The 13,816-nt window shown below is 37.5% G+C and carries 10 protein-coding genes; 4 read left to right on the top strand and 6 right to left on the bottom strand.

What is annotated here, in order from left to right; genetic code table 11:
• Nucleotide 1 precedes the first annotated feature (1 nt).
• Nucleotides 2–3,478, bottom strand: a complete 3,477-nt coding sequence (gene smc, locus XM47_RS15245) for a chromosome segregation protein SMC (protein ID WP_048694383.1) — start codon at nt 3,476–3,478, stop codon at nt 2–4.
• A 126-nt stretch (nt 3,479–3,604) separates the two neighbouring features.
• On the opposite strand from smc, the gene cysZ reads away from it, so the two are divergent.
• On the top strand, nt 3,605–4,321 hold the full coding sequence (cysZ, locus tag XM47_RS15250; RefSeq protein WP_048694385.1) for a sulfate transporter CysZ: 717 nt from the start codon (nt 3,605–3,607) through the stop codon (nt 4,319–4,321).
• 184 nt (nt 4,322–4,505) lie between these two features.
• On the top strand, nt 4,506–4,640 hold the full coding sequence (locus tag XM47_RS19470) for a hypothetical protein (RefSeq protein WP_281175820.1): 135 nt from the start codon (nt 4,506–4,508) through the stop codon (nt 4,638–4,640).
• A gap of 62 nt (nt 4,641–4,702) precedes the next feature.
• Here the strand turns inward: XM47_RS19470 and tadA are convergent, their stop codons facing one another.
• The 3 genes from tadA to dsbC are packed head-to-tail and all read right to left on the bottom strand — an operon-like array spanning nt 4,703 to nt 7,635.
• A complete protein-coding gene (gene tadA, locus XM47_RS15255; RefSeq protein WP_048694388.1) occupies nt 4,703–5,194 on the bottom strand; it encodes a tRNA adenosine(34) deaminase TadA in 492 nt (163 codons plus the stop codon).
• 25 nt (nt 5,195–5,219) lie between these two features.
• Nucleotides 5,220–6,923 (bottom strand): single-stranded-DNA-specific exonuclease RecJ, encoded by a 1,704-nt coding sequence (recJ, locus tag XM47_RS15260; RefSeq protein ID WP_048694391.1) that lies wholly within the window; start codon nt 6,921–6,923, stop codon nt 5,220–5,222.
• A gap of 1 nt (nt 6,924) precedes the next feature.
• A complete protein-coding gene (gene dsbC, locus XM47_RS15265; protein ID WP_048694393.1) occupies nt 6,925–7,635 on the bottom strand; it encodes a bifunctional protein-disulfide isomerase/oxidoreductase DsbC in 711 nt (236 codons plus the stop codon).
• A gap of 261 nt (nt 7,636–7,896) precedes the next feature.
• Between dsbC and XM47_RS15270 the strand changes: the two genes are divergently transcribed.
• Together XM47_RS15270 and XM47_RS15275 are read left to right on the top strand one after the other, a co-directional pair.
• Entirely contained in the window at nt 7,897–8,940 is a 1,044-nt protein-coding gene (locus XM47_RS15270; RefSeq protein WP_048694396.1) for a cupin-like domain-containing protein, read from the top strand.
• Between the two features lie 362 nt (nt 8,941–9,302).
• A complete protein-coding gene (locus tag XM47_RS15275) occupies nt 9,303–10,025 on the top strand; it encodes a FadR/GntR family transcriptional regulator (protein WP_048694399.1) in 723 nt (240 codons plus the stop codon).
• On the opposite strand, the gene XM47_RS15280 is transcribed toward XM47_RS15275, so the two are convergent.
• Both XM47_RS15280 and XM47_RS15285 read right to left on the bottom strand, forming a co-directional pair.
• Nucleotides 10,022–11,398, bottom strand: a complete 1,377-nt coding sequence (locus tag XM47_RS15280; protein ID WP_053084585.1) for an MFS transporter — start codon at nt 11,396–11,398, stop codon at nt 10,022–10,024. The two genes, XM47_RS15275 and XM47_RS15280, sit on opposite strands and share 4 nt — an antisense overlap.
• 17 nt (nt 11,399–11,415) lie before the next feature.
• Nucleotides 11,416–13,809 (bottom strand): glycoside hydrolase family 127 protein, encoded by a 2,394-nt coding sequence (locus XM47_RS15285; protein ID WP_078061931.1) that lies wholly within the window; start codon nt 13,807–13,809, stop codon nt 11,416–11,418.
• Nucleotides 13,810–13,816: the final 7 nt, after the last annotated feature.

The raw sequence follows: 13,816 nt of genomic DNA on the forward strand, positions 1-13,816 counted from the left end.
TCTAATGCTGAGCTAATTCTATTGCTTTTTCGATATCGACTGCAACCATTCTTGATACTCCAGGCTCTTGCATTGTGACACCGACCAGTTGATTAGCCATTTCCATCGCTATTTTATTGTGTGATATATAAATAAATTGGACCGTACTCGACATTTCTCTAACTAGATTACAAAAGCGCGCAACATTGGCATCATCCAAAGGGGCATCAACTTCATCTAACATGCAAAACGGCGCAGGATTCAACCTAAATATTGCAAACACTAACGATAATGCAGTTAATGCTTTTTCACCACCAGATAATAGATGAATCGTACTATTTTTCTTACCCGGAGGTCTAGCCATTATGCTAACCCCAGTATCAAGTAAATCATTATCTGTCAGCTCGAGCCAAGCTGAACCTCCGCCAAATACTTTTGGAAAAAGTCGCTTTAAGTCTTGATTGATAGTTTCGTAGGTATCTTTAAACTTAGCTTTTGTTTCTTTATCTATTTTTCTAATCGCATCTTCTAAGGTTTCAATCGCTGAAACAAGATCTTGTTTTTGTGCGTCTAAATATTCTTTACGCTGCAATTGATGTTCATATTCATCAATCGCCGCCAAGTTAATTGCGCCTAATTTCGCAATTTTAATGCTCAACTTATCTAAATTATGCTGCCAAGTTTTCTGCTCTGCTTGTACTGGCATCTGCTGTAACAACATATCCAAGTTCACATTCAGTTCATTTAAATTTTCTAAAATACCTTTGGCTTTGACTTTAAAACCCTGTTGTTCAATTTGAAATTGGCTAATTGAGTCTTGCAGCTTTTGCCTCTGGCCAAAGTGACTGTGTTGGCCTTGCTCTAAATTAGCTAAACTGAGTTGGACGGTTTTTATTTTCTCAAGCAGTCGAACTTTGGTGTCTTCTAGCTCTGTTTTTTGTCCTAACTTTTGCTGAAGCGTTAAGGCTAAGCTTTGATTTGGCTGGGTTACTTCATTTAACGCTTGATTAGTTTGAGTTTGCTTTGTTTCTAGCTCAATTAGTCTCGTTTGATTCGTTGCCAAATTTGATTTGATGCTTTCAATTTGGTGCTTTGTGGTTTCAAATTGGATCTGAAGCTGATGCAGAGTATGCTTAACCTGGTTTTGCGATGCGCGCAGGTGCTTTTGTTTTTCGTATAAGCTGTGCTTATTATTTTCGGATAATGCTTTAACGTCGGCTAACTCAGCTAGCTTGATTGTGTATTCTTCGCTTTGGTCTTCTAGTATTTCTAGCTGCTGGGCTTTATCTTCAAGTCTTGATGTCAGCTGAGCGGTTTCAGTGTCATTGGCTTGAATTTGTGTTTGCTGATAACGCATTTGTTTATTAGCTAACTCTAATTCATCAGCCAATTTATCTAATTTTTGCTGCGAAATGACGAATGCGTTTTGCTGCTTCTGGCTGAGCTGATGCGTTTTCTCATGTTGAGCTTTTGCTTGTAAAAATTGAGTTTCCGCCAATTCTAATGCCGCCACTATTTCCCGAGCTTGGTTTTGCGCTTTGTCTAGTTTAGATTTATTCACTAACACTGCATTATCTTGCTTAGCTGGGAAATAAGACCAAACCTGACTGCGCCAATGGCCATTTTGTTCAATCATAGAATCGAATATATCAGGGTTAGAGTTTTGCGCTTCTGTCGTTATTTCAATTCGATTTAATAACTGGATGATAGCAGCTGGCGCATCCACTTTTTCCGCTAAGCTATTTGCAACTTTATCGACAGGTGTTTGGCTCTTACCTTGATTGAACAAAGTGAGCTCAAAATCAGGCATACTCAGCTGTAACCCAATTGCTTGGTTTATCACATAAGCTGCAGGCCATTGCTTTAAAACCGTGTTAACGGCAAGTTCCCAACCTGCTTGTATTTTGATATCGTCATATAAATTTTTATATTCAGCTATCTGATTTTGTTGAAACCAAGTTTGCAGTTTAGTGTCATCTAATTGAGTTTGGTTTTCTATTAGCGTTTGTAAGCTAGTTATTCTGGCATGACAGTTTTGTAAATCTGCTCTAAGTCCATCTCTGGTTTGCTCTCTTTCACACCATGCTTGATAATCAACTTGTAGTTGATTTTTCGTCGATGCAACATGTTTCTGTAACTCTTCGCATCGAGTCTTCTCCTGACTCGATTTCGCTGTAATTTGTTGAATATCGCCACTGTATTTAACCTGTCTAAGCTCTATGCCTTGTTGCTTTAATTGATGAAGTTTTTGGGTATCTTGCGTAATGCTTTGCCGACAGTTTTCTGCCTGTAATTGTATGTTTTGCTGCTGGTTTTTAGTTTGATAATATTGTTGTGAGTTTGATTCAAAGGCTTCACTTGCTTGATTAAACTCAATCTCACCTTGTTCGAGTTGCTGTTCTACCTCGTCTAACTGCAAGCTAATTTGTTCTATTTCAGGGGTAATGCGACTCAACTTGTCAGTTTGTTCGGTATTTTGCTGTGTTTGTTGTTTAACCTGTGCTGTTAATTCAGTCAGGCTCTGATTCAACTTATCGAGTTCTAGATTTAGCTTAGTTTTTTCTACTTTTTGAAAAATCAGCTGTTGCTCAATTTTGGTAATTTCTTGCGCTAGTTTAAATTGGCTTTGATTAACCTGTTCTTGTTCAGTCGTTAACTCAGCTAAAGTTTGTTTATATTCTGTTTGTAATCTTTCATCGACGGATTGCTCACTAATCAGTTTATCTAAATTGAGCTGCTGCTGCTTGATTTGCTTGTCCAAAGTATCAACGACACTTTGGTATTCAGACCAATTAAGTGCTAACAGTTCTGCTTTAAATTGCCTTTCATCAGCCCTGAGCGCTTTATATTTTTTTGCTGATTCAGCTTGGCGTTTCAAATTATCGATTTGGTTCGCTAACTCTGCGATGAGATCATCGAGCCTTTCTAAATTTTCACGTGTATGCCGAATTCGGATTTCGGTTTCTCGGCGACGTTCTTTGTATTTTGAGATACCCGCGGCTTCTTCAATAAACAACCTGAGCTCATGTGGCTTAGATTCGATTAGCTTAGAGATCATGCCTTGCTCAATAATAGCGTATGACCTTGGGCCTAACCCTGTGCCTAAAAATAATTCAGTAATGTCTTTTTTGCGACATTTATTATTATTGAGTAAATAGTGTGAAGTACCGTCTTTATTAACCGTTCGCTTTATCGATATTTCGTTATAACTAGTAAATTCACCACTAATGCGGCCTGAAGTGTTATCAAATACCAATTCGATGCTAGCTTGAGAAACAGGTTTACGCGCAGAAGAGCCATTAAAAATGACATCTGTCATAGCATCGCCGCGTAAATTTTTTGCTGAACTTTCGCCTAATACCCAGCGCACTGCATCTATAATATTAGATTTTCCACAACCATTTGGGCCAACAATAGACGTCATTTGTCCTGGGAATGGAACCGTCGTTGGGTCAACAAATGACTTAAAGCCAGCTAATTTTATTTGCTTTAATCGCATTAAACAGTATGGTTGGGTACTTCAAGAAAATAGTAGACGCAACATACCAAAACAAGCGCCTAAGAACAAACGACTTCATAGATTTGTCGCATATTTTAGCGATTTTAAACAAATAAGATTTTTTTCATGGGTATAGAGTATTTATTTAGAGGTTTTGGCCTTTTAAACCAAAAAGGCATACGCAAGTATGTTTACCTACCAATTTTACTAAATGTTATTTTGCTCAGTGTCAGTTTTTACTGGCTCTATCAGGAATTAAGTGGGCTAAAAGCATTTTTAGAAGGTTTTTTTCCAAGCTACCTATCTTGGCTTGCTGACATTTTATTTCCTTTATCTTTAATTGGTGTGATGTTTTTCTTTTCGTTGGTTTTTACCAGCATTAATAATTTTATTGCTGCACCATTTAATGGCCTACTCGCGAGTAAAATAGAACAGATGCATTTGTCTGAAGCTGAACAGGCAAAAATCCCTCAATTTAAATTATCCGAAGAAGTTGGCAGAGCCTTAACTCGTGAGTGGCAAAAAATGGTTTATTACATTCCACGAGCCTTATTCTTTTTTGTCTTATTTATGACGATTCCAATTGTCGGCCAGTTGCTCTGGCTTGGCTTTATCGCTTGGATGATGGCGGTTCAGTATTGTGATTATAGTTACGATAACAACGGTATCAGTTTTATTGAGATGAAAAACGAATTGTGGCGACACAAAGCCGATTGCTTTAGTTTTGGTTTTATCGTCAGTTTTTTAACTATGTTACCAATAATCAACTTAATCATAGCACCTGCTGCGGTTTGTGGTTCGAGTTTACTTTGGGTCGAAAAACATAGACAGAGTTATTTTTAACAAAAATAACTCTAAATAAAGTAGGAATTTTAAATTTAAATCAATTTTAATCACTTTATATCAGGAAATGACGAATTAAAGCTTGTAATGAGAGCTTAAATTGTATAAAAATAGTTCAGCTTAATATTATTGTCATAATCATTAGGTTAAATGGAGAGAAATCTTAATACAAAAGGAGGCCAAAATGGCTGTACAAAGAAGAAGGTTGAATAGCACAAGCTGTCGTAGAAAACATTTATTAAAGAAAATTCATAATAAAGTAATCGGTCGACGTAAAAACTTTGCTAACCAACAAATGGAAGAAACAGTAACATTTTAGGTTACTTGGTTTCTTCACCCTTTCCCCGTTTCAAATCTAGTTAAACACCACAAGTAAACTCTTTAACTATCTTGCTTTTTAGATTTTTTCAACGCTTTAATTTCTGCTCTTCTGCGTTTGAAGAAATTTGAGATAATTGCACCGCAATCGTCAGCTAGCACACCAGAGACCAATTCAAGTTGATGATTTAACTGTGGGTGTTGGATTAAATTCATAATCGAGCCGCACGAGCCAGTCTTAAGGTCGTCAGCACCATATATCACACTATCTAACCGACTATGTACTAAAGCACCAGCACACATAGAGCACGGCTCAAGCGTGACGTATAAGCGGCAACCGACTAAACGATAATTCTGTAAAAATTGCCCTGCCCGCTGAATCACTTTGATTTCGGCATGACCTGTCGCATCATGCTGAGTAATAGATTGATTATAGGCACTGGCGATTACAGTATCGTCTTTCACTATAATTGCACCTACTGGAATTTCATTTTCTGCTTCTGCCAAAGCCGCTTGTTCCAGTGCAAGCCTCATCCAATATTCATGGTCTTTCATGATCTAAGTTCAATGTAAGTAAGCGTTAACTAGCAGTATGTATCATTAATTGCACAGAGGTTTTACCTCTAAAAGTATTTGTATCTAAACTAAAAGCCGCGTGCATAGTTTGGCTTTTACCTAGCTGCCACAAATCAGGATTATAGTTAAACCAAATAGCATCAAACACTTCACCACTGGCATGCTGAAGTACTAATTTTAAATGTTTGTCTTTTAGCAGCCTTTCTTGCGCGACTTTAAATTCATCATCGAAAATAGGGGCTTCAAAACATTGACCCCAAGGCATGGCTTGCTTTAATAAATTCGCAATTTCTATACTATATTCGTCAGCTTGTAATGCGCCATCAGTTAACACTTTATTCGTTAAAGCGTCAGCTTGTATCAGTTTCTCAACCGTATTATCAAATATTTGTTTAAACCTATCTAAATTAGATTTATGTATACTTAAACCAGCTGCCATCGCATGGCCACCAAATTTAATGATTAAATCTGGATTTTGCGTGTGCATTTGCTCTAACGCATCACGGATGTGAAAACCTTTGATAGAGCGACACGAGCCTTTTAAAATATCGTCGTTATCTTCAGCAAAAATGACAGTTGGGCGGTGAAACCTTTCTTTAATTCGTCCAGCTAAGATACCAATAACACCTTGATGCCAATCGTCTTTATATAAGCATATGCCAAAAGGTATTTGCTTAAAGCTAAGTGATTCCATTTCGGCAACCGCTTCTACCTGCATACTATGTTCTATCTCTCGACGTTCTCGATTTAAGCCATCCAACCGAGCCGCTAATCGCATTGCCTCTGAGTAATTTTCAGCCATTAAACAGCTTATACCAACTGTCATATCATCAAGCCGGCCAGCCGCGTTTAATCTAGGTCCAAGCGCAAAGGCAAGATCGGAAGAAACTAAAGCTCGATGCGATTTTTCCGCAACATCTAATAAAGCCTTAATACCAGGACGACAAACCCCTTTTCGAATGCGATTAATGCCTTGTTGAACCAAAATTCGATTCACATTATCCAAAGCGACAACATCAGCAACCGTGCCTAATGCCACTAAATCCAATAGCTCAGCAACATTAGGTATCGCTAATTTTGCTTGCGCAAAATAGTCAATGTCGCGGCAAAACTTCCTAAGTGCAAGGATTAAATAGAATGCAACACCAACGCCAGCTATGTTCTTGCTTGGAAAATCACAGCCATTTTGGTTAGGATTGACAATGGCATCTGCTTTTGGCGTAACGTTACCGGGTAAATGATGATCGGTAATAATCACTTCCAAACCTAAAGACTTAGCGCGATTTACGCCATCAATACAGGCGATACCGTTATCAACTGTAACTAATACCTCTGCTCCATATTCAACCGCCATATCAACCAAGGGAACAGACAAGCCATAACCAAAATCAAATCGATTCGGTACTAGATAATCAAGATTTTTCGCACCAAAGCTTTTTAAAGCCGTCAACATTAAAGCCGTGCTGGTCGCACCATCGGCATCAAAATCACCAATAATAAAAATTTTCTTATTTTGAATAATAGCACTATGCAACAGCTCAACCGCTTCGGGTAAGCCTTTTAAACTTGGCTCAGGTAAGCCAGCTACAGAGAGATTTAAATCATCTGGTTGGGAAATACCGCGGTTAACTAAAACACGTTTTAAAACTGGGTGAAGGGTGTCAGGCAAAACGCCTGACTGCTCAATCAGGCGTCGCTCAATTTGCATATTAAACGCCTTGTAATGCTGACAACATATCTGCAGGCGGTCTATAGCCAGGAATTAGCACGCCATTTTCTAACATAATGGCTGGTGTACCTGTTACCCCAGATTGGGCACCAAATTCGTATTGCTCTTTAATATCATTAGCACAAGTTTTTGCCGTTAAACGACCACCAGCTTTACCTGTATCCATTGCTTTTTTCGGGCTATCAGCACACCAGATACTCACCATATCATTATAAGATTGGCTAGCAATACCACCTCGAGGGAAAGCTAAATAACGAACTGTGATACCTAAATCGTTATAACCCTGCATTTCATTATGCAATTTACGACAGTAGCCACAAGTAATATCGGTAAATACATTGATTACGTATTTTTCATTCTTCGCTTTGTATTCAATCGTCGAGCCGCTGAATTTATCTAAGTCTTCTTTTCTGTGTTTGGCTAACACTAACTCTGACTCATTCACTAAGCCTTTCTTTAAATTAAATAAGCTGCCATGAAATAAATACTCACCATCTTCACTGACATAAAATAATCCTTTACTCGTCATGACTTGCAACATGTTGTTAATCGGAGAAGCTTCAATCGACTTAACACTCAGTCCCATCATATCTAGTTGGGCTTTAATCGCCGTATGATTTTTATCCGCTGCGAAAAGATTCAGACTTAATACTGAACTACATAAAATGAATAGTTTTAACTTATTTAACATATTACTTTATCTCAATAATTATGGATGCTTTGTTGTCTGAATATAGACCGACCTTAAGTCATAAAAGTTACAGGTTAAGAAAAGTGATTGCAATCTTAAACTGTATTTATGCGCTTATATAATGGAAAAATAACCCTATACCCCAGCTGCTTGAAACACCCTGTGGCTAAAATACAAACAAGTTTATTTAAACTCAGAGCTAGAAAAATTAAACCTAACTAGGTATCATTCTCATATTGTCAACAGTCAACAAGATATTGTATGTTTGTTTCTACATGGAAGAATGTAACACCTAAAATATTTAATCAAGAAATCATTCCATTGCACGAACCTGCCATCATAAAAGGCGGAATAAAAAATTGGCCACTTTGGCAGCATGCTAATAAAAGCCAAGATGATTTAATTAAGTATCTAGATAAGCGCCTAAATTCGAATACAAAAACAGTCGCAACCTTTGAAGCAAACTGTAACGAAAATGGAAGGTACTTTTTTGGCAATGCACAAAACGACACCAATTTTATAAAAATTCAAGAGCCTTTACGTGAAGCCTTACAAAGGATTTTACTTAACGGAAAAGATATAAAAACAGATAAAACTGCTTATGTCGGTGGTGAATTAATTAAACCGCATTTCCCTTCATTTGATTTGGATCATCCTCTCGAATTTTTATTAAACAACTCGGAGATGGAACCTCGAATCTGGGTTGGGAATTCAGCGACCATTTCCACACACTTAGATTTAACAGACAACATTGCTTGTGTTGTTTCAGGTAAGCGAACTTTTACTTTTTTCCCAATAGAACAAATCGAAAATTTATACCCAGCCCCTTTCAACCAAACGATTGCGGGTGCACCTATGAGTTTAGTCGATATAGATAACCCAGACTTTGAGAAGCACCCTAAATATAAAGAGGCGCTTAAACACGCAAAAATAGCAGAGTTAGAAGCTGGCGACGCGTTATTTGTACCTAACCTTTGGTGGCATAATGTCAGGTCTCAGGGCGATTTTTGTTTAATGATTAATTATTTTTGGAACGCCAATCCTAATAAACTAGAGTGTCCTTTAAACTCGCTACTACATGGCCTTTATACAATATCTCACTTGCCAGCTAAAGAAAGGCAACAATGGCAATCCCTCTTCAATTATTTTGTTTTTAAAGAACAAGGTGAACCTATGGGGCATGTTGAAGATAAAGGTATTTTTAGTGAAATAACGCCTGATCACGCTTACGATCTTAGAGATTTAATGATGTGTAACATGGGATTTAAGTTAGATGGTGTCATGAGAGGAAAATATTCTAAATAGCAGGACTTAATTAACTTAAGTGGAATAGCGTCAATCCAATTAACATATTACTTTTAGCTAAACTCCAACTGTGACCTTCAGTGTCATTAGAAGACACTAACTTTGTTAAATTTGCCAAGCAAAAGTGTTTCCAGACAGTCCAACCTCAGCATAAATAGCCAGTTATATTCAATACTGACAAATACCAAGTACATAAATTAACAATATATAAGCACCGATACTATTCATAACTTAAAAAAAAACAGTATAATCATGCGAAATTACACTTAACACATAATAAATGCTATATTTTAATATTACTATAACATTTAACAAAAATGAGTAATTGTATTAATCATAATGCATAAATTTATGAGGTAAAAATGTTAGAAAACAAAAGAACAATTAATAAGAGAAACCTCTATGGCCAAGTTGCAAATACGCTTGGTGAAAGAATTGTTTGCGGTTTTTATACGCAAGGGATGAACTTGCCTCAAGAAGCTAAAATAATGGAAGAGTTCGACATTTCTCGAACAGCATTACGTGAAGCGTTTAAATTACTGTCAGCTAAAGGGTTAATTGAGTCAAAGCCGAAAACAGGTACTAAAGTAAGCGCCAAAAGATTTTGGAACATGCTAGATCCTGACGTCTTAAACTGGTGCTTCGAAAGCAGTATGGGCAAGGAAGTGTTAGAAGATTTATTTCAACTTCGCCAAGCAATTGAGCCACGTGCGGCTTTATTAGCAGCCAAGAATGCAACTGACGAAGAAATTGCAAAAATAGGTGAAGCTTACGAACAAATGGAAGCTGCTGAATATGGTACAAGAGACACACTGCTCTCTGATGTAATGTTCCATCAGTCTATTTTAGCGGCCTCTGGTAACTCTCTAATGGATTCGTTTGGCACTATGCTGGCTGAAGCGCTATATCGTTCATTTGAAATTACGACAAATAGAGGTGAAGAATATTGGAAAGCATCACTTCCTATGCATAAAGCGGTTTACTTAGGTATAAAATCAAGAAGCCCTGAACGAGCTAATTTTGAAATGCTATCTTTACTAAATGTAACAGACGAAGGTGCAAAACAAGCAATTAGCCAAGGCTAAATTTTTTCAAGCTTGGTATTCCCCCTGTAGCTTTGTGTGATACCTGTCGAGGTTTGCTTAACATATTTATATTTTTTCATAATCAAGCCAACACAGATATGAAATAAAGCTGGTACAACAGCAAATAGCACCAGTATACCCTGAGCTGTCTCGGGGTTTTTCAATTCGTTATTCGCATCATAGCCAAAAGCCGTTAAACTCCACCCGACCAAGGCACCAGATAAGCCTATGGCTATTTTTTGGCTCATAGATATTAAGCAATATGAAAAACCGGTTAGCCTGTGCCCTGTTGTCGCTTCGCCATAATCAACCGCATCCGCGATCGATGCCCAAAATACTGGCGCATGTAAATCAACCACAAAACTTAAAACAAAAAACATGAAAAAAGCTAAAACAATACCATCTGGGGTGACCACAAAAAATAAGAGTAAACTAACAACCCCAGCTAACAGCTGGCTTTTGTAAAATAAACCAATTTTAGAAAAGCGTTTAGTAATATAAGTAGAGGCGATCATAGCTAATATAGAAGCTATGACATTAGTTGCTAAAAATAAAGATTGGCCGGTTGAGCCTAAATTAAGATAGTATTTAGCAAAATAGATAGCTAGCGCACCGCGGATCATAAAGCCCATAGTGCTAATAATACAGCTAGCCGAGAGCAGCAGAATCAGTTTGTTTTTTACGATAATCTTTATTTGCTGGAGTAAGCTTAAATTATTATCTGGATAATGAACTCGCTCTTTAACCTTAGAAAAACACAATAACAAACCTATTACCGCAATCACTGCCATACAAGCCATAATGGCTTGGTAGCCAATCTTGATATCGCCGTGCCAATATTCAATACTAGTAATGACAGGCACTAGCAGCACAACTGAAAAGGCCGCAATTTTAGCCATAAACAATCGGTAGCCACTGGCAGATAAACGGGCCTTACGGCAATCTGTCATCACACTCAATATTGATATGTAAGGAATGGTCACAGCCGTAAACATTAATGAGAAAAAACCATAACTACAGTATGCATACAACAATTTACTCGAGTAAGTTAAATCAGGTGTCGTAAAAGTGAGGACAATAGACAAACCAAAAGGTATCGAAAGAAATAAGAAATAGTGACGATATCGGCCCCATTGTGATGTGTAAATATCTGTAAGGCGTCCCATAAAAGGGGTTAACATAGCATCTATACTGCGAATAATGACAAACATCAGGCCTAAATCAATTGGATCTAGACCAAAGATATCAGTGTAAAAATAAGTAATTAACAACATCATAGATGCGTAAGCAATATTAATAGAGAAATCACCTGCTCCGTAGGCTATTTTCTCTATTCTGGTTAATTCGCTATGCTTACTATTGAGATTAATCACTTGGCGATACCTTGCTGCTATTTTGCTGCGCTCATTAGCCTAACACCATAAATACCACCCGCCACAGATCCTGGCTTAGCGATAAATTTAAGTGTCAGTTTGCCATTAGATGAATTAATGACTGAACTAGGGATTGAGTAATCTAGATCAAAAAATTGATTCCCTTTATCGCCCTTTAATTCAACATCCGCAATTTTGTTACCATTTAAAAGAATAGTAAAATAACGGCCATTATCTAAACCAAAATAACTAATTCTTAATATTTTAGCTCGCTGCTGTTCATCATTAAGCTCATAACTAAACCAGGCACGTGTATGACGCCAATGACGCCCCATATGAACACCTGCTTCGCTATTTTCACCTTGATAAAAATGATCAGATTCCGGCTGTTGTTCGCCTGGGGCTACCTTATCAATCGTTAATTTTTCAATCGCAGCTAACTTAGCCGCCTTCAACGCTTCTTGCTGCCTAAATGCGGCTAACTCTGCCTGCGTGGCATTTGGCCAATACACTTGGTAGCGGCTGTCATGCAATTTATAAAAAGGTACTAATTTAACCGGTTCTGATAAAGGATTTGAAACCTGTTCGTCTGCAATATAAGTCAAAGCCTGACCTGCAACAGGTTTTAATTTACGAATAAATTCATCTGGGTTATCTAACATCACTGGCAAGGCTTCTGGTGGACAAACTTGCCCACTCGCAATATGTCCCATCCTACTGTCATCACCAATAAAATTAAGCTTCTCATTTGGGAATGGATTTACTTTTGCCGCCAAAACAATCGGCCCATGTACTATTGCATAGTGTTTAGCTTGGCTAGGCAAGGCTTCTGCTTTTGTCGCCATTGGTAAGCTAATTTTAACAAGATCACCATGGTGCCACTTACGCTTAATACTAAAGTAGGTTTTGTTTTTGGTACTATCTTTTACAAATTTGCCATTAACACTAATGTTAAATTTTCTATCTGCTAACCATTTTGGTCGTCTAATATTGAGTGAGAATTGACCTTCACCTTTAACCCGAATCACAGAAGTTTCTTCTTCCGGAAACAAGGTGTCTTGCTCTAAGGTAATTTTCTTATTAATGACTTCTAATTTAGACGCAATAAACAAGTTCACATATAAATTATCATTAGCATCTTGGGCGTAAATTAGTTCACCATACTTACCATGGTTTTCAATGCCAGAACCAACGCAGCACCACATAGAATCATGAACAGATGAGTATTTACGATAATGTCCCGCACGCATAGATGTGAAATAAACTAAACCACCATGCTCAGGATGTTGTGAAGCTAAAATATGGTTATATAAAGCTCGCTCATAGTAATCTAAATATTGAGTTTCTGCGCTCGTAAGATATAACATTTTCGACAGCTTAAGCATATTGTAGGTATTGCAGGTTTCTGGACCTTCAACATCTTTGACCATAGATTCAAAGTCTTCAATGGCATGAAAATGTTCTTTAATGCTGTTACCACCTATCGCTGTGCTTCTATGATTAACCACACGTTGCCAAAAAAATTCAGCGGCTGCATTCCACTCTTTATTCCCTGTAGCATCAGCATAACGTTTAAAACCCACTATTTTGGGAATTTGAGTATTAGCATGTAAACCATTTAATCTATCTTCAGATTTCAATAAAGGATTTAAAATAGCATCCTGAGAAAATGACTTAGCTAATTGTAAATATTCTTGATCACCACTTATTTCAGCCATATCAACAAACACTTCGTTCATACCGCCGTGTTCTGTAATCAACATTTTTTGAATTTGTCCATGGCTTAAATTTTTAACCAGATACTTAACCCAGTCACCATAATCCAGCAAGATTTCCTTCGCATTATGCTGGCCAGCAATCACATAAGCATCTTTTAACCCTGCAAACATCTTATGTAAATTGTACCAAGGCACCCAGGTTTTATTCATAGAAAATAGATCGGCATCTATCTTACCTGTACCGACCTGATTCCACATTTTTTCACCACTTGGAATACCGCCCAGGTAGCCATCGCCGTTCGCATCTTGAACGAGTTGTAACTGCGCAAGCATATATTGCAGTCGTTTTAATAAACGAATATCTTTACTCGATGCATAACTTAAGCTTAATGCTGTTATATAATGACCTGCAATATGACCATCTAACCCAGTATTTTCCCAATTACCATAGCTATCACTAATGGCATCTAAACCCGCCTCTCGTCGGTATGGGGCGAGTAATTTATCCGCGTCAAGTTCTAATAAGTAATTAATATTTACTTGCTGAGCGTGTAAAAAAGGGCCGTCTTTAATTTCAACCTGATTGAGTGAAAATAAGCTTATCTGCGGTTGGGCACAGACTTGTCCTATCGCCAGTCCTGTCATTAAACCAGCGATTTTGCTCAGTTTCACTAGGTTAGAAAGTATCTTCATAATTTAA

This window comes from Catenovulum maritimum (genome assembly GCF_001050375.1).
GTDB lineage: Bacteria > Pseudomonadota > Gammaproteobacteria > Enterobacterales > Alteromonadaceae > Catenovulum > Catenovulum maritimum.

Coding starts and splice junctions, on each gene's coding strand:
- smc (WP_048694383.1), bottom strand. CDS start 3,478: ATGCGATTAAAGCAAATAAAATTAGCTGGCTTTAAGTCATTTGTTGAC.
- XM47_RS15270 (WP_048694396.1), top strand. CDS start 7,897: ATGTTTGTTTCTACATGGAAGAATGTAACACCTAAAATATTTAATCAA.
- XM47_RS19470 (WP_281175820.1), top strand. CDS start 4,506: ATGGCTGTACAAAGAAGAAGGTTGAATAGCACAAGCTGTCGTAGAAAA.
- dsbC (WP_048694393.1), bottom strand. CDS start 7,635: ATGTTAAATAAGTTAAAACTATTCATTTTATGTAGTTCAGTATTAAGT.
- cysZ (WP_048694385.1), top strand. CDS start 3,605: ATGGGTATAGAGTATTTATTTAGAGGTTTTGGCCTTTTAAACCAAAAA.
- XM47_RS15275 (WP_048694399.1), top strand. CDS start 9,303: ATGTTAGAAAACAAAAGAACAATTAATAAGAGAAACCTCTATGGCCAA.
- recJ (WP_048694391.1), bottom strand. CDS start 6,923: ATGCAAATTGAGCGACGCCTGATTGAGCAGTCAGGCGTTTTGCCTGAC.
- tadA (WP_048694388.1), bottom strand. CDS start 5,194: ATGAAAGACCATGAATATTGGATGAGGCTTGCACTGGAACAAGCGGCT.
- XM47_RS15285 (WP_078061931.1), bottom strand. CDS start 13,809: ATGAAGATACTTTCTAACCTAGTGAAACTGAGCAAAATCGCTGGTTTA.